A 25,521-nucleotide genomic window follows, 5' to 3' on the forward strand; every position below is an offset into this window, starting at 1 on the left:
CACTCGCGAGCCGTGAGTGCCAGGACAGACAGGTCAACGCAGGCCGGACAGGCCGAAACGGGCGGACGACAGCTGGAGGTGCGCGCCGATGCTCAGTGAACGCAGGCTTCAGGTGCTGCGCGCCATCGTCCAGGACTACGTCGGCACCGAGGAACCGGTCGGTTCCAAGGCCCTCACCGAGCGGCACAACCTCGGCGTCTCCCCGGCCACCGTGCGCAACGACATGGCGGCCCTGGAGGACGAGGGGTTCATCGCCCAGCCGCACACCAGCGCCGGGCGCATCCCGACCGACAAGGGCTACCGGCTCTTCGTCGACAAGCTGGCCGGCGTCAAACCGATGACCGCGCCCGAGCGGCGTGCCATCCAGAACTTCCTGGAGGGCGCCGTCGACCTCGACGACGTCGTGGCCCGCACGGTGCGGCTGCTCGCGCAGCTCACCCGGCAGGTCGCCGTCGTGCAGTACCCGTCGCTGACCCGTTCGACGGTGCGGCACGTGGAGCTGCTCTCGCTCGCGCCCGCGCGTCTGATGCTCGTGCTGATCACGGACACCGGCCGGGTCGAGCAGCGGATGATCGACTGCCCGGCGCCGTTCGGCGAGGCCTCGCTGGCCGACCTGCGGGCGCGGCTCAACAGCCGGGTCGCGGGACGCCGTTTCACGGATGTGCCGTCTCTGGTGGAAGATCTTGCGGAGCCCTTCGAGGCCGAGGATCGCGGTACGGTCTCCACCGTGCTCTCCACTCTCCTGGAGACGCTGGTCGAGGAGAACGAGGAGCGGCTGATGATCGGCGGCACCGCCAATCTGACCCGCTTCGGGCACGACTTCCCCTTGGTGATCCGGCCGGTGCTGGAGGCGCTGGAGGAGCAGGTCGTGCTCCTCAAGCTGCTCGGCGAGGCGAAGGATCCGGGCGTGACCGTACGGATCGGTCATGAGAACGCCCACGAAGGACTCAACTCAACGTCCGTCGTGTCGGTCGGCTACGGTTCGGGCGGCGAGGCGGTTGCCAAGCTCGGCGTGGTCGGACCGACCCGCATGGACTACCCGGGAACGATGGGAGCGGTACGCGCAGTGGCACGGTACGTCGGACAGATCCTGGCGGAGTCGTAGGTGGCCACGGACTACTACGCCGTACTCGGCGTGCGCCGCGACGCTTCCCAGGACGAGATCAAGAAGGCGTTCCGGAGGCTCGCCCGCGAGCTGCACCCGGACGTCAACCCCGATCCGAAGACCCAGGAGCGGTTCAAGGAGATCAACGCCGCCTACGAGGTGCTGTCGGACCCGCAGAAGAAGCAGGTCTACGACCTCGGCGGCGACCCGCTCTCCCAGGCCGGGGGCGGCGGTGGCGCCGGCGGCTTCGGCGCGGGCGGCTTCGGGAACTTCTCGGACATCATGGACGCGTTCTTCGGTACGGCGTCGCAGCGCGGGCCGCGCTCGCGCACCCGCCGGGGCCAGGACGCGATGATCCGCATCGAGGTCGAGCTGGACGAGGCCGCCTTCGGCACGACCAAGGACATCCAGGTCGACACGGCGGTCGTCTGCAACACCTGCAACGGCGAGGGCGCGGCTCCCGGCACGTCGGCCCAGACGTGCGACATGTGCCGCGGCCGCGGTGAGGTCTCGCAGGTCACCCGGTCCTTCCTGGGCCAGGTCATGACCTCCCGCCCCTGCCCGCAGTGCCAGGGCTTCGGCACCGTGGTCCCCACCCCGTGCCCCGAGTGCGCGGGCGACGGCCGGGTCCGCTCCCGGCGCACCCTGACCGTGAAGATCCCGGCCGGTGTCGACAACGGCACCCGGATCCAGCTCGCGGGCGAGGGCGAGGTCGGCCCCGGCGGCGGCCCGGCCGGCGACCTGTACGTCGAGATCCACGAGCTGTCCCACTCGACGTTCCAGCGGCGCGGCGACGACCTGCACTGCACGGTCACCATTCCGATGACGGCGGCGGCCCTCGGCACCAAGGTGCCGCTGGAGACCCTCGACGGCATGGAGGAGATCGACATCCGACCGGGCACCCAGTCCGGCCAGTCGATCCCGAAGCACGGCCGGGGCGTCACGCATCTGCGCGGCGGCGGCCGCGGCGACCTCATCGTCCACGTCGAGGTCACCACCCCGGGCAAGCTCGACCCCGAACAGGAACGCCTCCTGCGCGAGCTGGCCAAGCTGCGCGGAGAGGAACGCCCGCAGGGGCAGTTCCAGCCCGGGCAGCAGGGGCTGTTCTCGCGGCTGAAGGACGCGTTCAACGGGCGGTGACGCGCCGCGTTCCGATACGGATGCTCCTGGCGTATGCCAACGGAAGCCCGGATTCGGACCTGTGCGGAGGACGTGACACCATGCCGTCATGTCCTCCGCACTGACCGATCTCTTCCCCTACCCGATCGTGCAGGCGCCCATGGCGGGCGGCGTCTCCGTGCCCGCGCTCGCGGCGGCGGTGTCCGAGGCGGGCGGGCTGGGCTTCCTGGCCGCCGGGTACAAGACCGCGGACGGGATGTACCAGGAGATCAAGCACCTGCGGGGACTGACGAGCCGGCCCTTCGGCGTCAATCTCTTCCTCCCGCAGACGGAGGCGGCCGACCCCGCCGCCGTCGACGTCTACGCCCACCAGCTGGCCGGCGAGGCCGCCTGGTACGAGACGGAGCTGGGCGACCCCGACAGCGGCCGGGACGACGGCTACGAGACCAAACTCGCCGTGCTCCTCGACAACCCCGTGCCGGTGGTGTCCTTCCACTTCGGCGTCCCGAGCCGCGAGGTCGTCGACTCCCTGCACCGCGTGGGCACCTTCGCCCTGGTCAGCGCGACCACCGCGGACGAGGCCCGGGCCGTCGAGCAGTCCGGCGCCGACGCGGTGATCGCGCAGGGCGCAGAGGCGGGCGGCCACCAGGGCACCCACCGCGACCACCCGGAGACCGGCGGTGCCGGCACCGGGCTGCTGTCGCTGGTCGCCCAGGTCCGGGAGGCGGTGAGCCTGCCGATCGTCGCCGCCGGCGGCATCATGCGCGGTGCCCAGATCGCCGCGGTCCTCGCGGCCGGCGCGAGCGCGGCCCAGCTCGGCACCGCCTTCCTCGCCACCCCCGAGTCCGGCGCCCCCGACCTGCACAAGCAGGCGCTGACCAACCCGCTGTTCGTGCGCACCGAACTCACCCGCGCCTTCTCCGGCCGCCCGGCCCGCGCGCTGGTCAACCGCTTCCTGCGCGAGCACGGCCCCTACGCCCCCGCCGCCTACCCCGAGGTGCACCACCTCACCTCGCCGGTGCGCAAGGCGGCGGCCAAGGCGGGCGACGCGCAGGGCATGGCGCTGTGGGCGGGACAGGGGCACCGGATGGCCCGGGAGCTGCCCGCCGGACGGCTCGTGGAGGTACTGGCGGCCGAACTCGCCGCCGCCGGGACAGCGTTGTCGGGCTATGCGACGGGAGGCGGCGGCCGATGACCGCACCGGTGTTCGTGGTCGACTCCCTGCGGCCGGAGGACCTGCCCGCCGGCGAGTACGTCCTCGGCGGCCCCGAGGGGCGGCACGCCGTCTCCGTGAAGCGGCTGCGCGCGGGCGAGGACGTGGTCCTCACCGACGGACGCGGCCGCTGGGCCGAGGGCGTGGTCAAGGCCGCCGAGGGCAAGGACCGCCTCGTCGTCGCCGTCCCGGAGGGGGTGCGCGAGGAGCCCGCCGAGCAGCCCCGCGTCACCGTCGTCCAGGCCCTGCCCAAGGGCGACCGCGGTGAGCTGGCCGTCGAGACGATGACCGAGGTCGGGGTCGACGCGATCGTGCCCTGGGCGGCGTCCCGGTGCATCACGCAGTGGAAGGGCGAGCGCGGCCTGAAGGCGCTCGGCAAGTGGCGGGCCACGGCCCGGGAGGCCGGCAAGCAGTCCCGCCGGGTCCGCTTCCCCGACGTCGCGGACGCGGCGACGAGCAAGCAGGTTGCCTCACTTCTGGCCGAGGCCGACTTCGCCGCCGTACTCCACGAGAGCGGCGACGCGCCCCTGTCCGTCGCCGAACTCCCCGCCACCGGCGACATCGTGCTGGTCGTCGGCCCCGAAGGGGGCGTGTCCCCGGAGGAGCTGGCGCTCTTCGCCGAGGCCGGTGCGCGGCCCTACCGCCTGGGCCGCAGCGTCCTGCGCACCTCCACCGCGGGCACCGCCGCGACCGCCGTACTCCTGGCCCGCACCGGCCGCTGGTCCTGACGGCGCCTGACGCCGGACACCGTGCCGGCCTCCGGTCAGCCGCCGGTGCCGGCCACCACGGCGGAGCACAGCTCCCAGCCGTCCAGCTCCACCCGTCGGCCCGGGTCCCGGGCAGCAGCCCGGCTCCACCGGCCGGGAGGAGTGGCCGTAAGCGCCCTACCGTCGGCCCCCGGACGGTGGCAGGCTGCCCTCCATGGGGGCATTGAGGCGGATTTGGCGCATGGCTCCGGTGGTCGTCGGCTCGGCCGTCGCCGTCGGCGGGGTCGTCGCGTGCGAACCGGGCGGACTCGGCACCGCGACGGTCGCCTACACGACCGACCAGACGGTGACCCGCGAACTGGAGCGGCAGAAGGCGGAGGTGCGCTGGCTGACCTGCACCGCCTCCTACGGCGACAAGGGCACCACGGCCTCGGCGGCCGAGGACGCGGTCGCCTCCGTCCACTGCGAGGGCAGGACGGACGCCGGCCAGGACATCACCGTCGACGGCAAGGTCACCAAGGTCGTCAACGGCGCCTGTGTGCGCGGGAACCTGACCGCGAAGGTGGACGGCAAGCAGTGGTTCCGGGTCAAGGGCCTGGGCAACTGCGACGCCACCAGCGCGCCGCCCGCCGACCGGCCCTCCCAGGACCGGCCCGGGCCCACCGTGACCGTCACCCGGACCATCTGGTGCCCCGACGACCCGCACTGCGGCCCGGTCGAGGGCAAGTGACCGGACCGGGGCCGTGGCCGGGAAGTGATCCAAACCTCTGTCGGCGGGGCGCGCCCCTGCATAGGGTATGGGGGTGACTCAGCCCGCAGCGCCTGCCTACCTCCGCTTTCCGCACCCGCACGGCGAGTTGGTCGCCTTCACCGCCGAGGACGACGTGTGGCTCGCCCCGCTCGACGGCGGCCGCGCCTGGCGGGTCAGCGCCGACAACGTACCGGTGAACCACCCGCGCATCTCGCCCGACGGCACCACGGTCGCCTGGACCTCCACCCGCGACGGTGCCCCCGAGGTGCACGTCGCCCCCGTCGAGGGCGGCCCCGCCAAGCGCCTCACCCACTGGGGCAGCATCAGGACCCAGGTACGCGGCTGGACCGCCGACGGCCGCGTCCTCGCCCTGAGCACCTACGGCGAGGCCAGCCTGCGCCGCAGCTGGGCCCGCGCCGTCCCGCTCGACGGCGGACCGGCCACCACCCTGCCGTACGGCCCCGTCGGCGACGTCGCACAGGGCCGGCACACCGTGCTGCTGTCCGCGCCGATGGGCCGCGAGGCCGCCTGGTGGAAGCGCTACCGGGGCGGCACCGCCGGCAAGCTGTGGATCGACCCCGGGGACGACGGCGAGTTCGTGCGCCTGCACGCCGACCTCGACGGCAACATCGAGTACCCCTTCTGGGTCGGCGACCGGATCGCCTTCCTCTCCGACCACGAGGGCACCGGCGCCCTCTACTCCTCCCTCGCCGACGGCTCCGACCTGCGCCGCCACACCCCTCTCGACGGTTTCTACGCCCGCCACGCGGCCACCGACGGCACCCGCGTCGTGTACGCGTCCGCCGGTGAGCTGTGGACCCTCGACGACCTCGACGGCGCCGAACCGCGCCGCCTGGACATCCGGCTCGGCGGCGCCCGCGTCGACCTCCAGCCGTACCCGGTCAACGCCGCCCGCTGGTTCGGCTCCGCGTCCCCCGACCACACCGCGCGCGGCAGCGCCGTCGCCGTACGCGGCGGCGTGCACTGGGTCACCCACCGCTCCGGCCCCGCCCGCGCGCTCGCGGTCACGCCCGGCGTGCGCAACCGGCTGCCACGCACCTTCCGCGCCGAGGGCGAGGAGTGGGTGGTGTGGGTGACGGACGCCGAGGGCGACGACGCGCTGGAGTTCGCCCCCGCGACCGGACTCGCTCCCGGCGCCACCCCACGGCGTCTGGCCGCCGGGCAGCTCGGCCGGGTGCTGCACCTCGCCGTCGCCCCCGACGGCAGCCGCGTCGCCGTCGGCTCGCACGACGGGCGGGTCCTGCTCGTCGAGCGCGAGACCGGCGAGGTCCGCGAGGTCGACCGCAGCGAGGACGGCGACGCCTCCGGTCTCGTCTTCTCGCCCGACTCCGCCTGGCTCGCCTGGTCCCACCCGGGCCCGGAGCCGCTGCGCCAGCTCAAGCTCGCCAACACCACCGACCTGTCGGTCAGCGAGGCGACGCCGCTGCGCTTCAACGACTACTCGCCCGCGTTCACGCTGGACGGCAAGCACCTCGCCTTCCTCTCCACCCGCTCCTTCGACCCGGTCTACGACGAGCACGTCTTCGACCTGGCCTTCGTCGAGGGTGCCCGGCCCTACCTGATCACCCTCGCCGCGACCACCCCCTCGCCCTTCGGTCCGCAGCGCCACGGCCGCGCCTTCGAGACGCCGGACCGCGAGGAGACCCCCGACAGCGAGGGCACCCCGACCACCCGCATCGACATCGAGGGCCTCGCCGACCGCATCGTGCCCTTCCCGGTGGAGGCCGCCCGCTACTCCCGGCTGCGGGCCGCCAAGGACGGCGTCCTGTGGCTGCGGCACCCGCTCACCGGCGTCCTCGGCGCCTCCCGCGCCAACCCGGAGGACCCCGACCCCAACACCGAGCTGGAGCGGTACGACCTCGCCCAGCAGCGCGTCGAGCACCTCGCCGGCGACGCCGACCACTTTGAGGTCAGCGGCGACGGCAAGCGGGTGCTGCTGTGGACCGACGGCCGGCTCAAGGTCGTACCCAGCGACCGGCGGGCCTCCGGCGACGAGGACAGCGACACCAACATCACCGTCGACCTGGCCCGGGTCCGCCAGACCGTCGAGCCGGCCGCCGAATGGCGGCAGATGTTCGACGAGACCGGCCGCATCATGCGCGACCACTTCTGGCGGGCCGACATGAACGGCGTCGACTGGGACGGCGTCCTGGACCGCTACCGCCCCGTCCTCGACCGCGTCGCCACCCACGACGACCTGGTCGACCTGCTGTGGGAGGTGCACGGCGAACTCGGCACCTCGCACGCCTACGTCACCCCGCGCGGCGGCCACGGCTCCGGCGCCCGTCAGGGCCTGCTCGGCGCCGATCTCTCCCGCCACGAGGACGGCACCTGGCGCATCGACCGCGTACTGCCCTCCGAGACCTCCGACCCCAACGCCCGCTCCCCGCTCGCCGCGCCCGGTGTCGCCGTCCGCGCCGGGGACGCGATCGTCGCGGTCGCGGGACAGGCCGTGGACCCGGTCACCGGGCCCGGACCCCTGCTCGTCGGCACGGCCGGCAAGCCGGTCGAGCTGACCGTCTCCCCGTCCGGCGGCGGAGAGGCGCGGCACGCCGTCGTCGTCCCGCTCGCCGACGAGGAGCCGCTGCGCTACCACGCCTGGGTCGCCGACCGCCGCGCCTACGTCCACGAGAAGTCCGGCGGCCGGCTCGGCTACCTGCACGTGCCCGACATGCAGGCGCCCGGCTGGGCCCAGATCCACCGGGACCTGCGCGTCGAGGTCGCCAGGGAGGGCCTGGTCGTCGACGTCCGCGAGAACCGCGGCGGGCACACGTCCCAGCTGGTCGTGGAGAAGCTGGCCCGGCGCATCGTCGGCTGGGACCTGCCGCGCGGGATGCGGCCGTCCAGCTACCCGTTGGACGCGCCCCGGGGGCCGGTGGTCGCGGTCGCCAACGAGTTCTCCGGCTCGGACGGAGACATCGTCAACGCGGCGATCAAGGCGCTCGGCATCGGCCCGGTCGTCGGCGTCCGCACCTGGGGCGGCGTCATCGGCATCGACAGCCGCTACCGGCTGGTGGACGGGACGCTGATCACCCAGCCGAAGTACGCGTTCTGGCTGGAGGGGTACGGCTGGGGCGTGGAGAACCACGGCGTCGACCCGGACGTGGAGGTCCCGCAGCGCCCCCAGGACCACGCGGCGGGCCGCGACCGGCAGTTGGACGAGGCGATCACGCTCGCGCTGGCGGCCCTGGAGGAAACCCCGGCGAAGACACCGCCCGCGCTGCCGTAACCGCGGGCAGTCGTGCCTCCCCCGGTGCCTGAACGGCCTGGGAGATACCCCCAGGGCGGCACGGGTGGGCGCGGGCGGCACCCCGTTCCGCCGGGCTGCGCACCCCGCGCCCGCGCCCGTGCCGGCCTCGCCGCCGCGCCGTGGTGGACGCCGGGTGGGGGCGCGTGCCGGGTGCCGCTGCGCCCACCCGTGCCGCCCCGGCGGCACGACTGCCCGCAGCTATGGCGGCGCGGCCGCGCCGCGGATGCGGCGGATACGATGCCCGTCAGAAGATCACCGGCGTGAGGAGAGCCAAGTGGCTGGCGAAGCACAGGACGACTGTCTGTTCTGCAAGATCGTCGCAGGGCAGATTCCCGCGACGATCGTCCGCGAGACGGACACCACCGTCGCGTTCCGGGACATCAACCCCCAGGCCCCCACCCACGTCCTGGTGATCCCCAAGGCCCATCACAAGGACGCCGCCGCCCTCGCCGCCGAGGCTCCGCAGCTCGCCGCCGACGTCCTGCGCGAGACCCGGGCCGTCGCCGACGAGGAGAAGCTGGACAGCTACCGCACCGTCTTCAACACCGGCAGCGGCGCCGGCCAGACCGTCTGGCACGCGCACGCCCACGTGCTCGGCGGCCGGGGCCTCGAATGGCCCCCCGGATAGTCCGAGGCGGCAGACACCGTGTCCGTACGTGAACTCGTCGTCCTCGGCACCGCCAGCCAGGTCCCGACCCGGCACCGCAACCACAACGGCTACCTGCTCCGCTGGGACGGCGAGGGCATCCTGTTCGACCCCGGCGAGGGCACGCAGCGCCAGATGCTGCGCGCCGGGGTCGCCGCCCACGACCTGAACCGGATCTGCGTCACGCACTTCCACGGCGATCACAGCCTCGGCCTCGCCGGCGTGATCCAGCGCATCAACCTCGACCAGGTCCCGCACGAGGTCACCGCCCACTACCCGCGCTCCGGGCAGCGTTTCTTCGAGCGGCTGCGCTACGCCACCGCCTACCGCGAGACCGTCGCCCTCACCGAGGCCCCGGTCGCCGCCGACGGCCCCCTCGCGGTCACCCCCGCCTACACCCTGGACGCCCGCAGGCTCTCCCACCCCGTCGAGTCGTACGGCTACCGGCTCACCGAGCCCGACGGCCGCCGCATGCTGCCGGACCGCCTCGCCGCGCACGGCATCAAGGGCCCCGACGTCGGCCGCATCCAGCGCGAGGGCTCGCTGAACGGCGTACCCCTCGACGCGGTCAGCGAGGTCCGCCGCGGCCAGCGGTTCGCGTTCGTCATGGACACCCGGCTCTGCGAGGGCGTGCACGCGCTCGCCGAGGGCTGCGACCTGCTCGTCATCGAGTCGACCTTCCTCGACGAGGACGAGACCCTCGCCACCGACCACGGCCACCTCACCGCCGGGCAGGCCGCGCGGGTGGCCCGGAACGCGGGCGTACGGCACCTGGTGCTCACCCACTTCAGCCAGCGCTATTCGGACCCCGAGGAGTTCGAGCGGCAGGCGCGCGCGGCCGGCTACGAGGGGGAGCTGACGGTGGCCCGCGACCTCACCCGCGTCCCGGTTCCGAAACGCCGGTAGAACGGTCGTACGATGCTCTGATGCCCCTGCCCAAAGCTGAACTGCACCTGCACATCGAAGGCACCCTGGAACCGGAGCTGGCCTTCGCGCTGGCCGCCCGCAACGGGGTCGTGCTGCCGTACGCCGACGAGGACGCCCTGCGCGAGGCCTACCGCTTCGAGGACCTCCAGTCCTTCCTGAACCTGTACTACGAGCTGATGGCCGTCCTGCGCACGGAGCGGGACTTCGAGGACCTGGCCAACGCCTACCTCGCCCGCGCCGCCGCGCAGGGCGTCCGGCACGCCGAGATCTTCTTCGACCCGCAGGCCCACCTCGCCCGGGGCGTGGAGATGGGCACGGTCGTGGAGGGGCTGTGGCGGGCGCTGGGCGCCGGCCGGGAGAACCACGGGGTCTCCACCCGGCTGATCATGTGCTTCCTGCGCGACGAGTCCGCCGAGTCGGCGATGGCGACGCTGGACGCCGCCAAGCCGTACCTCGACCGCATCACCGGCATCGGCCTCGACTCCGCCGAGGTCGGCCACCCGCCGGTCAAGTTCCGCGAGGTGTTCGAGGCCGCGCCGCCGCCCTCGGGCTGCGCCGGGTCGCGCACGCGGGCGAGGAGGGGCCGCCCGCGTACGTCGCCGAGGCCCTCGACGTCCTCGGCGTGGAGCGGATCGACCACGGGCTGCGCTCGGTGGAGGACCCGGCGCTGGTCGAGCGGCTGGTGCGCGAGCGCGTCCCGCTCACCCTGTGCCCGCTGTCCAACGTCCGGCTGCGGACGGTCGACACCCTCGCCGACCACCCGCTGCCCGCGATGCTCGACGCGGGCCTCATGTGCACCGTCAACTCCGACGACCCGGCCTACTTCGGCGGTTACGCGGGCGACAACTTCGACGCCGTGCGCGAGGCCCTCGGCCTCACGGAGGAGCGGCTGCGGGAGCTGGCCCGCAACTCGTTCCTCGCCTCCTTCCTGGAGGACGACGAGGAGCTGCGGGCACGCTGCCTCGCGGAGGTCGAGGCGTTCGAGTTCCCCGCCGCGTAGCGGTTCCCGCGCGCGCCGGGCTCAGCCCGTCCCGGACCCCGGTGTGGCCGCGGCCTGCCGGGGTCCCGCCGTGTCGTAGGCGCCCCGCACGGCCACGGCCGGGGCCTCCACGTCGATCTCCACCACCGGCTGCTCCACGGCGCCGACCTCCGGCACGGCACCGCTCGGCGTGCCCGTGGCGGCGGCGACCAGCGCGGCCGGGGTGCCGCCGCGGCGGCGGATCGCGCCGGGCAGCAGCGGGCGCCCGCCGGTGTGCAGGGCTACGGCGGTCATCGGCGCGGCGACCAGCAGCAGCCCGACGCCGAGCACCAGGCCCATGACGGGGTAGCCGGCCTGCGCCGACAGCACACTGCCGGTCAGCGGCCCGGCCGCCGTGCCCAGCGAGGACGCCGAGCCGACGAGCACCGCCCACCGGCCGCGCGGGTCGAGCGAGGCGGCGAGGCCGATCAGGTACGACAGGACGACCGGGTAGACCGTGTTCCAGGCGATCTCGCCGGTCGCGAAGGCCGCGGGGGTGGTCGCGGACGCGCTCACCGCGATGCAGCCCGCGATGAGCACCGTGCCGGCGCCGACGGGCATCGCCCGCCCCAGCCGCGGCCCGAGGGCACCGGCCGCGAGTACGCCCACCAGGCCCGCGCCCAGCGCGACGGCGAAGACGGCCCCGAGGGCGGCGTCGCCCAGACCGGCCTGCGTCAGCCCGATCCGGCCGCTGACGCCCCACAGGGAATTCTGCGCCAGCGACCAGCACAGCACCGTGACGGCGAGGACCAGTCCCGAACGGCGGTGGGGGAGCGGGGCGCCCGCGTCGTCGGCGCCCTCGTGGCCGGCGGCACCGTGCGCGGCCGGGCTGCCGGCCGTACCGCCCGGCAGCCGGCCGGTCAGCGGCCACACCGCCAGCGCGGTCAGGGCGATCGCGGCCAGCGGCAGCCCGTGCGCCCGGCCGAGGTGGGGCACCGTCAGGTACACCGCGCCGGCCAGCGCGGACACGCTCAGCAGGCCTGCCGTGGAGGCCCGGTGAGGATCCCGTTCCGCGGCGATCCGGGCGGCGGCGACCGTCATCACGGTTCCCGAGCCGAAACCGCCCACGACCGCGCCGGCGACGACGGCCGGGACGGCGGTGGTGAGCGCGGCGGCGCCGTAGCCGAAGAAGGCCAGCGCGAGACCGAAGCGGGCCAGCGCCCGCGCACCGAAGCGCTGGACCCGGGAGGCCAGCAGGAAGCCCGCGGTCGCCGAACTCAGCAGCAGCGCGCTGCCGACGGCGCCCGCCTGCGTGGTGGACAGCGGAAGGCTGGTGTCGAGTCTGCCGACGGTGGTGGGCAGCAGATACGGAGGCAGGTACCCGGCCGTGAAAAGGGCGACGAGGGGCCAGGGAGTGGTGCGGGGGGCGAACACGGGCGTTCCCAGGGCATGCGAAAGGGGCGGTGGGAGGGGAGGGGGCGACGACCGTCGACTGACCGGTTCGCGCGGGCAATTTGTATCAAGCGCGAGGAGGCGTGAAACAGGCGGGCTGGTGTGATCTAGGTCACATCTACGTTTGGGGGTATGGAAGCCGGGTAGTAGCAGTGGCCAACGCCGGTGAATTGAGGCGCTCTCGGCCGGAATTGCCGCCTCCGGATCGGCCCCCGTCTCCCCTGTTCCCGCCGCGATCCGCGCGTCGTGATCCGGCGTCATCCGCGTCGTCGGCATCGAGTGGCCGACCGCGTCCGGCGCCGCCGGGGCCCGCCCGGTTCATCTCACGGCCGTACGTCCGACGCCGCCCCGGCGTCGGGCGGCCGCGGGCGGGCGCCGGGGTGCCGCAGGCACCGCCCCGTTGACGTCGTCCATTTCGCTTATCTAATCTCCGTTCTCATACATGAAAGGCGTCCATGTGGGGAGACGAGTCAGGGGAACCCAGGGCGGACCCGGATACGGGCACGACCGTACGGCCGCCGGGCCGGCCGACCTCAAGACGCTGCTCACCGCCGGACTCGACCTCGTAGGAGCCGCCCTGTGACCGCCGACCTCACCGTCACGGCCGTCCACCTCACGCCGATCCTCGTCGCGGACCCGCCGCTGCTCAACACCCAGGGCGTGCACCAGCCGTACACGCCCCGGCTGATCGTCGAGGTCGAGACCGCGGGCGGGATCACCGGCGTCGGCGAGACCTACGGCGACGCCAAGTACCTGGAGCTGGCCCGCCCGTTCGCGGAGCGACTGGTGGGCCGTCGGGTGAGCGACCTCAACGGGCTGTTCACCGTCGCCGACGAGGTGGCCGTGGACGACTCCCGGGTCTCCGGACGGGTCGACGTCGGCGGACTGCGCGGCGTCCAGACCGCCGACAAGCTGCGCCTGTCCGTCGTCTCCGGCTTCGAGGTCGCCTGCCTCGACGCCCTCGGCAAGGCGCTCGGCCTGCCCGTGCACGCCCTGCTCGGCGGCAAGGTCCGCGACGCCGTCGAGTACAGCGCCTACCTCTTCTACAAGTGGGCCGGGCACCCCGAGGGCGTCGCCTGCGAGAAGGACGACTGGGGCGCCGCCGTCGACCCGGCGGGTGTGGTCGAGCAGGCCCGCGCCTTCACCGAGCGGTACGGCTTCACCTCCTTCAAGCTCAAGGGCGGCGTCTTCCCGCCCGACGAGGAGATCGCCGCCGTCAAGGCCCTCGCCGCGGCCTTCCCCGGTCACCCGCTGCGCCTGGACCCCAACGGCGCCTGGTCCGTGGAGACCTCCCTCAGGGTCGCGGCGGAACTCGGGGACGTCCTGGAGTACCTGGAGGACCCCGCGCTCGGCACCCCCGCCATGGCCGAGGTCGCCGCGCGGACCGGCGTGCCGCTCGCGACCAACATGTGCGTGACGACGTTCGCCGAGATCCGGGAGGCGTTCACCAAGGACGCCGTCCAGGTCGTGCTCTGCGACCACCACTACTGGGGCGGGCTGCGCAACACCCAGCACCTCGCCGCCGTCTGCCGCACCTTCGGCGTCGGAGTGTCCATGCACTCCAACACCCACCTCGGCATCAGCCTCGCCGCCATGACCCACGTGGCGGCCACCGTGCCGGACCTCCACCACGCCTGCGACTCCCACTACCCCTGGCAGTCCGAGGACGTGCTCACCGAACGGCTCACCTTCGACGGCGGCAGGGTCGCCGTCTCCGACGCCCCCGGGCTCGGGGTGGAACTCGACCGCGACAGGCTGGCGTTCCTCCACCGCCGCTGGCTCGACGACGACGGCACCCTCCGCGACCGCGACGACGCGGCGGCGATGCGGGTCGCCGACCCGGAGTGGGTCACCCCGTCCGTCCCCCGCTGGTGAGCGGCCCGCCCTCCCCTGCCACGACCGGGTGCGCCCCCGCCCGGCGGAGGCACCCGCCGCACGGCGCCGGAGATCACTCCGGGGGCGGCCCGGCGCGCGGACCCGGAGCCCGCCCGGCCTGACACCACGGCGGCCGGCACCACCGCACCGTCGGTGGCGTGGTGCACACTGGCGGGGTCCGCACCATGCCAGGGAGCGCACCGTGACAGCGTCCACCGTGTCCACCGACGTGCCCGACGCGACCGACGTGCCCGTCATGCCGGCCGACGAGAGAACGCACCGCCACGTCCCGCCCGAGGGATCGCACCGCCACCCCCAGGTCGATCCCCTCGCAGGCCTGCGCACACCGCAGGACCCGCCCTGGGACGTGTATCTGACCGGCACGGTCTTCCTCGACGTGATCTTCACCGGGCTCGACTCCGCCCCGGTGCGCGGGACCGAGTCCTGGGCCCGGGGGATGGGGTCGAGCCCGGGCGGCATCGCCAACATGGCGACCGCGCTGGCCCGCCTCGGCCTGCGCACCTCGCTGGCCGCCGCGTTCGGCGACGACCACTACGGCGACTACTGCTGGGACGCGCTCGCCCGGGGCGAGGGCATCGACCTGTCCCCGTCCCGCACCGTGCCCGGCTGGCACTCGCCGGTGACGGTCTCGATGGCGTACGAGGGGGAGCGCACGATGGTCTCCCACGGCCACGAGCCGCCGCCGGAGGAGCCGTCGCCCGACTGCCCGCCCCGGGCCCGTGCCGCCGTCGCCTCCCTCACGCCCGGCGTCCGCGCCCCCTGGATCGCCCAGGCCGCCGCCCGCGGCACCCGGGTCTTCGCCGACGTCGGCTGGGACGACACCGGTGCCTGGGACCTGGCCGCGCTGCCCGACCTCGCGCACTGCGAGGCCTTCCTGCCCAACGCGGAGGAGGCCATGCGCTACACCGGCGCCGGCTGCCCCCGCGCCGCCGCGCACGCCCTGACCGAGCACGTGCCGCTCGCCGTGGTCACCCTCGGCGCGGACGGCGCCTACGCGGTGGACCGGCGCACGGGGGAGAGCGCCGAGGTCCCGGCCATCGAGGTGGAGGCCCTGGACCCGACCGGCGCCGGGGACGTCTTCGTGGCCGGTTTCGTCACCGGCACCCTGGCCGGCTGGCCGCTGGCCGACCGCCTGGCCTTCGCGGGCCTGACCGCCGCGCTCTCCGTCCAGGAGTTCGGCGGCTCGCTGTCGGCACCCGGCTGGTGCGAGATCGCCACCTGGTGGCGCAAGGTCCAGTCGCTGGAGGACCAGGACCCGGCGGCCCTCAGCCGCTACGCGTTCCTGGCCGGCCTGGTCCCGGACGACCTGGTGGCACCCTGGCCCCTGCGCCGCGCGGTCCCCACCATCGGCTACCGCCCCCCGACGCCCTGACCGCGGGCGAGGCCGGGGTGCCTCAGAACCCGAGCCGTCGCAGCTGCTTCGGGTCGCGCTGCCAGTCCTTGGCGACCTTCACGTGCAGGTCCAGGAAGACCGGCGTACCGAGGAGCGCCTCGATCTGCTTGCGGGACTTGATCCCGACGTCCTTCAGGCGCTTGCCCTTGGGGCCGATGATGATGCCCTTCTGGCTGGGGCGCTCGATGTAGACGTTGGCGTGGATGTCGAGGAGCGGCTTGTCCGCGGGACGGTCCTCGCGCGGGAGCATCTCCTCGACGACCACCGCGATGGAGTGCGGCAGCTCGTCCCGCACGCCCTCCAGCGCGGCCTCCCGGATCAGCTCCGCGACCATGACCTGCTCGGGCTCGTCGGTCAGGTCACCCTCGGGATAGAGCGCGGGGCCCTCGGGCAGCAGCGGGGTGAGCAGGTCGGCCAGGAGGTCCACCTGCTGGTCGGTCGTGGCGGACACCGGCACGATCTCCGCCCAGGTGATGCCCAGCTCCTTGCCCAGCCGGTCGACGGCGATCAGCTGCTCGGCCAGGGCCTTGGAGTCCACCAGGTCGGTCTTGGTGACGATCGCGATCTTCGGGGTCTTCTTGATCCCCGCCAGCTCCTTGGCGATGAAGCGGTCACCGGGGCCCAGCTTCTCGTTGGCCGGCAGGCAGAAGCCGATCACGTCCACCTCGGCCCACGTGGTGCGCACCACGTCGTTGAGGCGCTCGCCCAGCAGCGTGCGCGGCTTGTGCAGCCCCGGCGTGTCCACCAGGATCAGCTGGGCGTCCTCGCGGTGCACGATGCCCCGCACCGTGTGCCGGGTGGTCTGCGGCCGGTTGGACGTGATCGCCACCTTCTGCCCGACCAGAGCGTTCGTGAGGGTGGACTTGCCCGCGTTGGGACGGCCCACGAAGCAGGCGAAGCCGGCCCGGTGAACAGCCTCGGCCGGTTCTTCGGATGACTGGGTACGAACGCTCATGGCGCCCATTGTCCCTGATCCCCGAAGCCCCGCCGTACCACGGTCGCCCGCCGGGCCGGCGAGCGTCAGCCCGCGCTGACCGTCTCCCGCACCGTCCCGTCGGGCGAAGCCACCAGCACCGGCGTCTTCGGGCCGCCCAGGTCCCGTACCGCCGCCCGGTCCTCCGCCGACGCCGACTCCGACTCGGTCACCACGGCCGCCGCCTCCAGGGACTTCGCGCCGGAGGCCACCGCCATCGCCACCGCCGTGCGCAGGGCGCTGAGGTGGAGGGAGTCCAGCGCGACGGTCCCGGCGACGTAGGTGCGGCCGGTCTCGTCGCGTACGGCGGCGCCCTCGGGCACGCCGTTGCGGGCGCGGGCCGAGCGGGCCAGGGTGACGATCTTGCGGTCCTCGGGGTCGAGGCCGGGGGTCTCGGTGGTCATGGGGTGAGCATACGTAGCCCCGCCGGGCACCGGTCCGCTCACCCCGGCACCGGCCGGCTCCCGCCCGGGAACCGGTCCGCTCTCACCCCGCCACCGGGTACATCGCCCCGCGACGCCCCTCCGGCGAGGCCAGCCACTCCAGCTTCGCCGCCGTGTTCGCCTCGTCCAGCGGCGTGTGCAGCACGATGGTCAGATCGGGGCGGGCGGGCACCTGGAGCGCCGTCGACTCCAGGCTCAGCAGGCCGACCAGCGGGTGGTCCAGCTCCTTGCGGATCTGTCCCGCGTCCTCGATGTCCCGCTCCTCCCACAGCGCGGCGAACTCGGCACTGGCCTCCTTCAGATCGGCCAGCACCTGCTGGAAGCCCTCGTCGTCCGGATTGGCCGCGCAGGTCGCGCGGAACTGGGCGACGACCGTGCGCGCGTTGCGCTCCCAGCTGCGGGCGCGGGAGCGGTACAGCGGGTCGGTGAAGTAGTCCACGATGCAGTTCCACGTCGTCTCGGGCCGCATGCCCAGCACCATCGCCGCCGCGTCGTTGTACATCACGCAGTTGTAGTACCGGTCCATGATGTGCGCCGGATACGGCATCCACGTGTCGATCAGCCGCCGCAGCCCCTCGCACATGTCCCGCTTGGCCGGCTCCACCTCGGCGGCGGGCGGGTTCAGCCCGGCCAGCACGTACAGGTGGCGGCGCTCGGCGTTGCTGAGCCGCAGCACCCGGCCGACCGCGTCCAGGACCTGCGGGGAGACGGAGATGTCGCGGCCCTGCTCCAGCCACTGGTACCAGGACGCGCCCACCCCGGCGAGCACGGCCACCTCCTCGCGGCGCAGCCCCGGCGTCCGCCGCCGCGCCCCGCCGTCCGGCAGACCGACCTCGGCCGGGGACACCCGGGCCCGCCGGCTCATCAGGAACTCCCGCAGCTCACTGCGGCGCCGGTCCCGGCCCGACGACGCCTCCGCCCTCGTGATCACGTCCGGCACGTACGTACTCCCCCCGTGGTCATCCCGATCATGCCGGTGCCTGGTGGTGGCACCACCAGGACAATCGGCGTCTCCCCACAACTATTCCGGGGGCCGGAGGCTCATGTCCATGGCGATCGACACCACCCCGACTCCCACCCCGGCCCCCGCGGCCGGACAGCAGGCCGCTCCCCGGCTCTCGGCCCGCGAGCGGCTCGTCCTGTTCGTGCTCTGCGCGGCCCAGTTCATGGTCGCGCTCGACTTCTCCGTCCTGAACGTCGCCCTGCCCGTGCTCGGCGCGGACCTCGGCATGAGCACCTCCGCCCTCCAGTGGGCGGTCACCGCGTTCGCGCTGCCCTCCGGCGGGTTCCTGCTGCTCTTCGGCCGCATGGGCGACCTCTACGGCCGCCGCCGGCTCTTCCTCGCCGGCCTCGCGCTCTTCGGCGCCGCCTCCCTGCTGGCCACCCTCGCCTGGGACCCGGCCTCCTTCCTCGCCGGACGCGCCCTCCAGGGCCTCGGCGCGGCGGCCATCGTCCCGACCGGCATGTCCCTGCTGACCACGACCTTCCCCGAGGGCCCCGCCCGCGACCGGGCCCTCGGCATCTCCGGCACCCTGCTCTCGCTCGGCTTCACCGTCGGCATGGTGGCCGGCGGCGTCCTGACCGACCTGCTGAGCTGGCGCTCCACCATGGGCCTGCTCGCCCTGTTCGCCCTGATCGTGCTGCCCCTCGCGCCCCGTCTGCTGCCCGAGTCGCGGACCCCGGAGCGGCCCCGGCTCGACGTCCCCGGCGCGATCACCGTCACCGGCGGCCTGCTCTCCCTCATCTACGCCCTGACCACGGCCGCCGAACACGGCTTCGGCCGCACCGACGTCCTCGCCACCCTCGCGGCGGGCCTGCTGCTCCTGGCCGCGTTCGCGGCCGTCGAGTCCCGCACCCCGGCGCCGCTCGTCTCGCTGCCGATGCTGCGCCGCCGCACGGTGGCCTGGGGCAACCTGGGCGGACTGGTCACCTTCTCGATGATGTCGACGGTCATCTTCGTGCTCACCCTGTACCTGCAGGAGATCCTGCGCCTGAGCGCCTTCCAGACAGGTCTGGTCTTCGGCGTGCAGGGCGTGCTGTCGGTGGTGGCCGGTTCCCTCGCCCCCCGCGTCATCGGCCGCTTCGGGGCCCGCCGCACCCTCGTCGGCGCGCTCGCCGGGCAGGGAGCCCTCGGACTGTCCCTGCTGGCGCTGGGGGAGGGCGGCTGGTCCGTGCTCCTGGCCACCGCCGCCGTCTCCCTGGCCAGCATGTGCCATCTGGGCGCGATCATCTCCTACGGCCTGACCGTCACCTCCGGCGTCCCCGACGAGGAGCAGGGCCTGGCGACCGGCCTGGTCACCTCCACCCAGCAGGTCGGCATCACCGTCGGCATCCCGCTGCTCGGCGTGCTGGCCACCACCGCGACCGACCTGCGGTCCGGCGTCCACACGGTGCTGGTCCTGGACGCGGCGATCGTGCTGGCGGCGGCCGTACTGGTCGCGGCGGGGCTGCGCACCGACCGGGCGGCCGGCTCAGGGACGGTCGAGGCGGAGCCGCTCGGCACGCGGTAGACCGGCGACGACCAGGTCGTACGAGTCCTCCACCAGCTCCCGGACCACGCGGTCCGGGAGCTCGCCGTGCGGTCCGCCGGCCACCGTCACCGTGTTCCAGTGCCGCTTGTTCATGTGCCACCCCGGGACGATCAGCCCCGGGTGCTCGCGCCGCAGCCGGACGGCGTCGTCCGGGTCGCACTTGAGGTTGACGGTGAGCGGGCGCCCGTCCAGCGAGGTGAGCGCGAACATCTTCCCCGCCACCTTGAAGACCGAGATCTCCGGACTGAAGGGGAAGTCCTCCACCGCGGCGTTGAAGGAGAGACAGAAGCCGCGCAGTTGGGCCGGGGTCATTCCGGCACGGCCTCCTCGGCCGGCTTCGCCGCGGCCACCGGCTCCACCAGCACCGTCACGATCTTGTTCCGGCGGCCCGCGGCGGCCTCCGCCGTCAGCCGCAGCTCGCGGCCGTCGGGCAGCTCCACGATCGACGAGGCCCCGGCGATCGGGACGCGGCCCAGTGCCTTCGCGAGCAGACCGCCGACGGTCTCCACGTCCTCGTCGTCGTACTCGTCCAGGCCGTACAGCTCGCCCAGGTCGCCGATGTCCAGACGCGCGGTGACCCGGAAACGGTCCCCGCCCAGCTCCTCCACCGGCGGCAGCTCCCGGTCGTACTCGTCGGTGATCTCGCCGACGATCTCCTCGAGGATGTCCTCGATGGTGACGATGCCGGCCGTGCCGCCGTACTCGTCGATGACGACGGCGACGTGATTGCGCTCCTTCTGCATCTCGCGCAGCAGGTCACCGGCGTTCTTGGTGTCCGGCACGAAGGACGCCGGGCGCATCGCGGTGGAGACCAGGTCGCCCTCCGCGTCCCGGCTGATGTGCGTCCTGCGGACCAGGTCCTTCAGGTACACGATGCCCACGATGTCGTCCTCGCTGTCGCCGGTCACCGGTATCCGGGAGAAACCGGAGCGCAGGGCGAGGGTGAGGGCCTGCCGGATGGTCTTGTAGCGCTCGATGACGACGAGGTCGGTGCGCGGCACCATGACCTCCCGCACCAGCGTGTCGCCGAGCTCGAACACCGAGTGCACCATGCGGCGCTCCTCGGCCTCGATCAGCGACTCCGCCTCGGCGTAGTCCACCAGCGCCCGCAGCTCGGCCTCCGAGGCGAAGGGGCCCCGGCGGAAGCCCTTGCCGGGGGTGAGCGCGTTGCCGATGAGGATCAGCAGCGAGGGGATCGGGCCCATGATCCGGGCGAGCGGCAGCAGTACGTACGCCGCGACGGTCGCCGTGTTCAGCGGGTGCTGGCGCCCGATGGTGCGCGGGGAGACCCCGACGGCGACGTAGGAGAGCAGCACCATCACCGCGATGGCGATGATCAGCGCCTCGCCGGTGCCGTCGAACTGTCTCAGACAGGCGTACGTGACCAGCGCGGCGGCCGCCATCTCGCAGGCGACGCGGACCAGCAGCGCCACGTTGAGGTAGCGCGTGGGGTCGGCGGCGACCTGGGCGAGCTTCTCGCCGCCCCGGCGCCCGGAGCGCACCGCCTCCTCGGCGCGGAAGCTGGAGACCCTCGCGAGCCCCGCCTCCGCGCACGCGGCCAGCCAGGCGACCACCACCAGGGCGACGGCACCGGCGACGAGCGGGAGACTCATGAGACCGTCGGGGCCGGGGACGGGCCGGTCAGGCCCCGCTCCGCACGCCAGCCGTCCACGATCGCGGCCTGCAGACCGAACATCTCGGCCTTCTCGTCCGGCTCCTCGTGGTCGTACCCGAGCAGGTGCAGCACCCCGTGGACGGTCAGGAGCTGGAGCTCCTCGTCCATGGAGTGCTGCGTCGGCGCCTCCGCGCCCTGCTTGGCGGCTACCTCCGGGCAGAGCACGATGTCGCCGAGCAGCCCCTGCGGCGGCTCCTCCTCGTCCTTGGACGGCGGACGCAGCTCGTCCATCGGGAAGGACATCACGTCGGTGGGACCGGGCAGGTCCATCCACTGGATGTGCAGCTGCTCCATGGCACCGGCGTCCACGACGATCACCGAGAGCTCGGAGAGCGGGTGGATGCGCATCCGCGCGAGCGCGTAGCGGGCGATGTCGAGGATCGCCTGCTCGTCGACCTCGGTTCCGGACTCGTTGTTGACGTCGATCGACATGGTCGTGCTGGTCTACTTCCCCTTGGCCTTGGCACCGTGTCTCGGTGTCCGGCCGCCGTTGTGGCCGCCGTTCTCGGTGCCGTTCCTGCTGTCGTACTGCTCGTAGGCGTCGACGATACGGCCCACCAGCTTGTGCCGGACGACGTCGTGCGACGTCAGCCGGGAGAAGTGGACGTCCTCGACGCCCTCCAGGATGTCCTGCACCTGCCGCAGACCCGACTTCGTGCCGCCGGGCAGGTCCACCTGGGTCACGTCACCCGTGATCACGATCTTCGAGTCGAAGCCGAGCCGGGTCAGGAACATCTTCATCTGCTCGGGGCTGGTGTTCTGCGCCTCGTCCAGGATGATGAAGGCGTCGTTCAGCGTGCGGCCGCGCATGTACGCCAGCGGCGCGACCTCGATCGTCCCGGCCGCCATCAGCCGCGGGATCGAGTCCGGGTCCAGCATGTCGTGCAGCGCGTCGTACAGCGGGCGCAGATACGGGTCGATCTTCTCGTACAGCGTGCCCGGCAGGAAGCCGAGCCGCTCGCCGGCCTCGACCGCCGGACGGGTCAGGATGATGCGGTTGACCTGCTTGGACTGCAGGGCCTGCACCGCCTTGGCCATCGCCAGGTAGGTCTTGCCGGTGCCCGCGGGGCCGATGCCGAAGACGATGGTGTGCTTGTCGATCGCGTCGACGTACCGCTTCTGGTTCAGCGTCTTCGGGCGGATCGTGCGGCCGCGCGAGGACAGGATGTTCTGCGTGAGCACCTCGGCCGGGGTCTCCTGGCCGTCGCTCTCCCCGTTCTCGCTCGCCTTGAGCATGGCGATCGAGCGTTCCACTGCGTCCTCCGTCATCGGCTGCCCGGTGCGCAGCACCAGCATCATCTCGTCGAACACGCGCTGTACGAGGGCGACCTCATGCGTGTCACCGACGGCGCTGATCTCATTGCCCCGGACGTGGATGTCGGCCGCCGGGAAGGCCTTCTCGATCACACGCAGGAGGGAGTCTCCGGAGCCCAGAACGGTCACCATCGGGTGCTGGGCGGGGACGGTGATCTGTGCTCTCGCCTGCCCCTGCGCGGGGGTGTGGGCTGAGGGTGTCTGAGTCATGGGCCGGCGCTCTAGGCCTGCTCGTCCTCCTCTGCGGCGTGCGCCGCGTGACGGGTGTGTCTGCTGACTCCAGCGTACGACTCCCCGCCCACAGCACCGAGTCGTTTATCCGACCGGTACCCGCCGCTGCTCGGCGAGCAGATCCCGGAACCAGCCGTACGACGCCTTGGGCGTGCGCTCCAGCGTCGCGAAGTCCACGTGGACCAGTCCGAAGCGGCGGGCGTACCCCTCGGCCCACTCGAAGTTGTCCAGGAGCGACCACACGAAGTAACCGCGCACGTCCACGCCCGCCTCCACCGCCCGGTGCAGGGCGCGCACGTGCCCGTCGAGGTAGGCGATCCGGTCCCGGTCGTCGAGGCCCTCGTAGGAGCAGCCGTTCTCCGTGATCACGACCGGCGGGAGGCGGTCGCCGTAGCGCTCGCGGAAGCCGGTGAGCAGTTCCGTCAGTCCCTCGGGGACGACCGGCCAGCCGAAGTCCGTCAGCGGCCGCCCCTCGATCTCGCGCACCGAGAAGGGAAGTTCGGCAGGGAGCGTCACCCCGCCGAACTCGATCTCGGCACCCTGCGGGGCGCCCACCCGCGTCGGCGCGTAGTAGTTCACGCCGTACCAGTCCAGGGGCTCGGCGATGATCTCCAGGTCGGCCGCCACGTCACCCGGCATGAGGTCGCCGATGCCCTCCGGGTACCGCCCCGTGAGGAGCGGGTCGGCGAACATCCGGTTCAGCAGGAGGTCGTAGAACTCCGCCGCCTCCCGGTCCGCCGGGTCGTCGGAGGCCGGCCAGGTCGGGCCGTGCGAGTTGGCGATGCCGACGTCCGCCATCCCGGCCGCGCGCAGGGCCCGGACCGCGAGACCGTGCGCGAGGAGCTGGTGGTGGGCGGCCGGGAGCGCGTCGAACAGCAGTTTCCGGCCGGGGGCGTGGGTGCCCAGGGCGTGGCCGAGCAGGGTGTGCTCGGCGGGCTCGTTGAGGGTGATCCACTTGCCGACCCGGTCGCCGAGGCGCCCCGCGACGGCCGACACGTACTCGGCGAACCGGGCCGCCGTGTCCCGCTCCAGCCAGTCGAGGCCGGCCGGCAGGTCCCAGTGGAAGAGGGTCGCGACCGGCCGCACGCCCGCCGCGCACAGCTCGTCCACCAGGCGGTCGTAGAAGTCGAGGCCGCCGGGGGAGTCCGCCCGGGTCCAGGAGACCGAGAAGCGGTACGCGTCCACGCCGAGGTCCGCGAGCAGGGCCACGTCCTCGCGGTAGCGGTGGTAGTGGTCGCAGGCCACGGCCGCCGTCGAGCCGTCCTTCACCCGCCCGGGCTCGGCCGTGAAGGCGTCCCACACGGAGGGCCCCCGCAGAGCGGCCGCACCCTCGATCTGGTGCGCGGACGTGGACACGCCCCACAGGAAGCCGTCCGGGAACCGCGGCATCGGCTTCGCCGGCATCGCGTCGTCAGTCGCCATGCGCGGATCATCCGTACCCGCGGTAAGCGAAGTCAACGCCCGTGCACGCGGGCGGCGTTACGCGCCCTCCTTCAGCACCCGCGAGATCAGCGCGCGCTGTTCTTCGGTGAGCCGTGGATCGGCGGCGTACACCGTCCGCCCGTCCACGGTGAGCTGGTAGCTGAACCCGTCCGGCACCCCGACCGGCGGGGTGGTCCGGCCGCCGGCGACCGCCCGCTCGGCCAGGGCGTGCCACTCGGCCGCGTCGGGGCGTCCCGCCGTGTCGACCTCCGCGTGGCGTTCGATGCCCGCGAAGCCTCCTGTGCGCCTCACCTGAATCCGCATGGACCCGTGTCTAGTACGGAACTACAGCGTCCGCACCCCGACCTGCTCCCAGGCCTTGCCGACCGCCTCCAGCACGTCCCCGTCGCCGTAGCGCTCCCGGGCTGCCTTCAGGGTCAGCGTCGCGAAGTCCGCGAACGGCGCGTCCTGGGCCAGCTCGCCGCCGGTCAGCACGTCGTACCAGACCTGCCCGGCCCGCTCCCAGGCGTGTCCGCCCAGCTCGGTGGCGAAGAGGTAGAAGGCGCGGTTGGGGATGCCGGAGTTGATGTGGACGCCGCCGTTGTCGCGGCCGGTGCGCACGTAGTCGTCCATCGTCGCGGGCTGCGGGTCCTTGCCGAGCACGTCGTCGTCGTAGGCCGTGCCCGGTGCCTTCATCGAGCGCAGCGCCTCGCCCGTCACGCGCGGGGCGAGCAGTCCGGCGCCGATCAGCCAGTCGGCCTCGGCGGCGGTCTGGCCCTGCGCGTACTGCTTGATGAGGGAGCCGAAGACGTCCGACACCGACTCGTTGAGCGCGCCGGGCTGCCCGTAGTAGGTCAGGTTGGCGGTGTGCTGGGTGACGCCGTGGGTCAGCTCGTGGCCGATCACGTCCAGGGCGACGGTGAAGTCGAGGAAGATCTCCCCGTCCCCGTCGCCGAAGACCATCTGCTCGCCGTTCCAGAACGCGTTGTTGTACTCGCGGTCGTAGTGCACGGTCGCGTCCAGCGGCAGCCCGGCGCCGTCGATGGAGTCGCGCCGGTACACCGTGAGGTAGTGCTCGAAGGTGGCGCCCAGGCCCGCGTAGGCCCGGTTCACCGTGGCGTCCTGGCCGGGCTCGTCGCCCTCTCCGCGCACCTTGCGGCCCGGCAGGTCGGTGCCGTGCCGGGCGTCGTAGATCGTGCGCTGCGGCTTCCCGGGCTCGGCGCCGGCGAGCGGGGCCACGGCGGGGGCGCCGATGACCGTGGTCAGACCGCGGCGGGTGCGCTCCAGGGCGTCGCGCTGGAGGGTGCGCCGGGCGGGCCCGGCGAGCACCGGATCGGCGTGCTGGGCGAGCCGGTCGAGCACGTGGGGCGGCACGATGGTGCAGAAGACGGGCTGGAAGCCCCCGTATGTCGTCATGTCCGGCACTTTCGCACTGCGTGACCGGACTGTCACCACCCGCAACCACGATTGGTGCACGACGGCGCCAAGGTGGCT

Annotated in this window: 23 protein-coding genes and 1 pseudogene; 13 read left to right on the plus strand and 11 right to left on the minus strand. The window is 73.3% G+C overall.

All coding sequences use genetic code 11. The features are described 5' to 3' along the window. Positions 1-88: 88 nt before the first annotated feature. The 9 genes and pseudogenes from hrcA to NI25_RS26415 all read left to right on the plus strand — a co-directional run bounded on the left by hrcA (position 89) and on the right by NI25_RS26415 (position 10,739). Entirely contained in the window at positions 89-1,105 is a 1,017-nt protein-coding gene (hrcA, locus tag NI25_RS26375) for a heat-inducible transcriptional repressor HrcA (RefSeq protein WP_030399874.1), read from the plus strand. After that, entirely contained in the window at positions 1,106-2,245 is a 1,140-nt protein-coding gene (gene dnaJ / locus NI25_RS26380) for a molecular chaperone DnaJ (RefSeq protein ID WP_061444818.1), read from the plus strand. Positions 2,246-2,333: 88 nt separating this feature from the next. Further along, positions 2,334-3,419, plus strand: coding sequence for a nitronate monooxygenase (locus tag NI25_RS26385; RefSeq protein WP_061444819.1), 1,086 nt, complete (start codon positions 2,334-2,336; stop codon positions 3,417-3,419). Then, positions 3,416-4,165: a 16S rRNA (uracil(1498)-N(3))-methyltransferase gene (locus NI25_RS26390; protein ID WP_061444820.1), complete on the plus strand. Its 750-nt coding sequence runs from the start codon at positions 3,416-3,418 to the stop codon at positions 4,163-4,165. Before NI25_RS26385 ends, NI25_RS26390 begins: the two co-directional genes overlap by 4 nt. A gap of 220 nt (positions 4,166-4,385) precedes the next feature. Beyond that, positions 4,386-4,874: a hypothetical protein gene (locus tag NI25_RS26395; protein ID WP_061444821.1), complete on the plus strand. Its 489-nt coding sequence runs from the start codon at positions 4,386-4,388 to the stop codon at positions 4,872-4,874. A 67-nt stretch (positions 4,875-4,941) separates the two neighbouring features. Next, the gene (locus tag NI25_RS26400) at positions 4,942-8,145 is read left to right on the plus strand and encodes a S41 family peptidase (RefSeq protein ID WP_061444822.1); all 3,204 of its coding nucleotides are present in this window, start codon (positions 4,942-4,944) and stop codon (positions 8,143-8,145) included. A gap of 295 nt (positions 8,146-8,440) precedes the next feature. Further along, positions 8,441-8,794, plus strand: coding sequence for a histidine triad nucleotide-binding protein (locus NI25_RS26405; protein WP_061444823.1), 354 nt, complete (start codon positions 8,441-8,443; stop codon positions 8,792-8,794). A gap of 18 nt (positions 8,795-8,812) precedes the next feature. Continuing rightward, positions 8,813-9,718 carry a ribonuclease Z gene (locus tag NI25_RS26410; protein WP_061444824.1) on the plus strand — a complete coding sequence of 302 codons (906 nt, stop codon included), beginning with the start codon at positions 8,813-8,815 and terminating at the stop codon, positions 9,716-9,718. Positions 9,719-9,738: 20 nt separating this feature from the next. Beyond that, positions 9,739-10,739, plus strand: a pseudogene (locus tag NI25_RS26415) (adenosine deaminase). 21 nt (positions 10,740-10,760) lie between these two features. Here the strand turns inward: NI25_RS26415 and NI25_RS26420 are convergent. Next, positions 10,761-12,131 (minus strand): MFS transporter, encoded by a 1,371-nt coding sequence (locus tag NI25_RS26420; RefSeq protein WP_061444825.1) that lies wholly within the window; start codon positions 12,129-12,131, stop codon positions 10,761-10,763. A gap of 475 nt (positions 12,132-12,606) precedes the next feature. Here NI25_RS26420 and NI25_RS40535 point away from each other — a divergent pair, with 475 nt between their 5' ends. The 3 genes from NI25_RS40535 to NI25_RS26430 all read left to right on the plus strand — a co-directional run bounded on the left by NI25_RS40535 (position 12,607) and on the right by NI25_RS26430 (position 15,417). Then, the gene (locus tag NI25_RS40535; protein ID WP_267886346.1) at positions 12,607-12,732 is read left to right on the plus strand and encodes a hypothetical protein; all 126 of its coding nucleotides are present in this window, start codon (positions 12,607-12,609) and stop codon (positions 12,730-12,732) included. Beyond that, a complete protein-coding gene (locus NI25_RS26425) occupies positions 12,729-14,024 on the plus strand; it encodes a glucarate dehydratase family protein (RefSeq protein ID WP_061444826.1) in 1,296 nt (431 codons plus the stop codon). Before NI25_RS40535 ends, NI25_RS26425 begins: the two co-directional genes overlap by 4 nt. A 256-nt stretch (positions 14,025-14,280) precedes the next feature. Next, positions 14,281-15,417 (plus strand): carbohydrate kinase family protein, encoded by a 1,137-nt coding sequence (locus NI25_RS26430; RefSeq protein ID WP_061447108.1) that lies wholly within the window; start codon positions 14,281-14,283, stop codon positions 15,415-15,417. 22 nt (positions 15,418-15,439) lie between these two features. Here the strand turns inward: NI25_RS26430 and era are convergent, their stop codons facing one another. The 3 genes from era to NI25_RS26445 all read right to left on the minus strand — a co-directional run bounded on the left by era (position 15,440) and on the right by NI25_RS26445 (position 17,794). Next, positions 15,440-16,393 carry a GTPase Era gene (gene era / locus NI25_RS26435; RefSeq protein WP_061447109.1) on the minus strand — a complete coding sequence of 318 codons (954 nt, stop codon included), beginning with the start codon at positions 16,391-16,393 and terminating at the stop codon, positions 15,440-15,442. A gap of 65 nt (positions 16,394-16,458) precedes the next feature. After that, a complete protein-coding gene (locus NI25_RS26440) occupies positions 16,459-16,815 on the minus strand; it encodes a cytidine deaminase (protein ID WP_061444827.1) in 357 nt (118 codons plus the stop codon). Positions 16,816-16,897: 82 nt separating this feature from the next. Then, a complete protein-coding gene (locus NI25_RS26445; RefSeq protein WP_061444828.1) occupies positions 16,898-17,794 on the minus strand; it encodes a helix-turn-helix transcriptional regulator in 897 nt (298 codons plus the stop codon). 109 nt (positions 17,795-17,903) lie between these two features. On the opposite strand from NI25_RS26445, the gene NI25_RS26450 reads away from it, so the two are divergent. Next, a complete protein-coding gene (locus NI25_RS26450; RefSeq protein WP_061447110.1) occupies positions 17,904-19,364 on the plus strand; it encodes an MFS transporter in 1,461 nt (486 codons plus the stop codon). Here the strand turns inward: NI25_RS26450 and NI25_RS26455 are convergent. The 7 genes from NI25_RS26455 to NI25_RS26485 form a co-directional block, all read right to left on the minus strand. Continuing rightward, positions 19,326-19,697, minus strand: coding sequence for an MmcQ/YjbR family DNA-binding protein (locus tag NI25_RS26455; RefSeq protein ID WP_061444829.1), 372 nt, complete (start codon positions 19,695-19,697; stop codon positions 19,326-19,328). The two genes, NI25_RS26450 and NI25_RS26455, sit on opposite strands and share 39 nt — an antisense overlap. Beyond that, on the minus strand, positions 19,694-20,998 hold the full coding sequence (locus tag NI25_RS26460; RefSeq protein ID WP_061444830.1) for a hemolysin family protein: 1,305 nt from the start codon (positions 20,996-20,998) through the stop codon (positions 19,694-19,696). The genes NI25_RS26455 and NI25_RS26460 overlap by 4 nt, the downstream gene beginning before the upstream one ends. After that, positions 20,995-21,492 carry an rRNA maturation RNase YbeY gene (gene ybeY / locus NI25_RS26465; RefSeq protein ID WP_061444831.1) on the minus strand — a complete coding sequence of 166 codons (498 nt, stop codon included), beginning with the start codon at positions 21,490-21,492 and terminating at the stop codon, positions 20,995-20,997. Before ybeY ends, NI25_RS26460 begins: the two co-directional genes overlap by 4 nt. 12 nt (positions 21,493-21,504) lie before the next feature. Then, positions 21,505-22,584 carry a PhoH family protein gene (locus NI25_RS26470; protein ID WP_061444832.1) on the minus strand — a complete coding sequence of 360 codons (1,080 nt, stop codon included), beginning with the start codon at positions 22,582-22,584 and terminating at the stop codon, positions 21,505-21,507. A gap of 105 nt (positions 22,585-22,689) precedes the next feature. Further along, positions 22,690-24,027, minus strand: coding sequence for a GH1 family beta-glucosidase (locus NI25_RS26475; protein ID WP_061444833.1), 1,338 nt, complete (start codon positions 24,025-24,027; stop codon positions 22,690-22,692). Positions 24,028-24,084: 57 nt separating this feature from the next. Next, complete coding sequence (locus tag NI25_RS26480; protein ID WP_061444834.1) at positions 24,085-24,351, minus strand: protealysin inhibitor emfourin; 267 nt, start codon at positions 24,349-24,351, stop codon at positions 24,085-24,087. Between the two features lie 21 nt (positions 24,352-24,372). Further along, entirely contained in the window at positions 24,373-25,443 is a 1,071-nt protein-coding gene (locus tag NI25_RS26485; protein ID WP_061444835.1) for a M4 family metallopeptidase, read from the minus strand. Between the last annotated feature and the right edge of the window lie 78 nt (positions 25,444-25,521).

The sequence above is a fragment of the Streptomyces sp. CCM_MD2014 genome (genome assembly GCF_000772045.1).
GTDB classification, from domain to species: Bacteria; Actinomycetota; Actinomycetes; order Streptomycetales; family Streptomycetaceae; genus Streptomyces; species Streptomyces salinarius.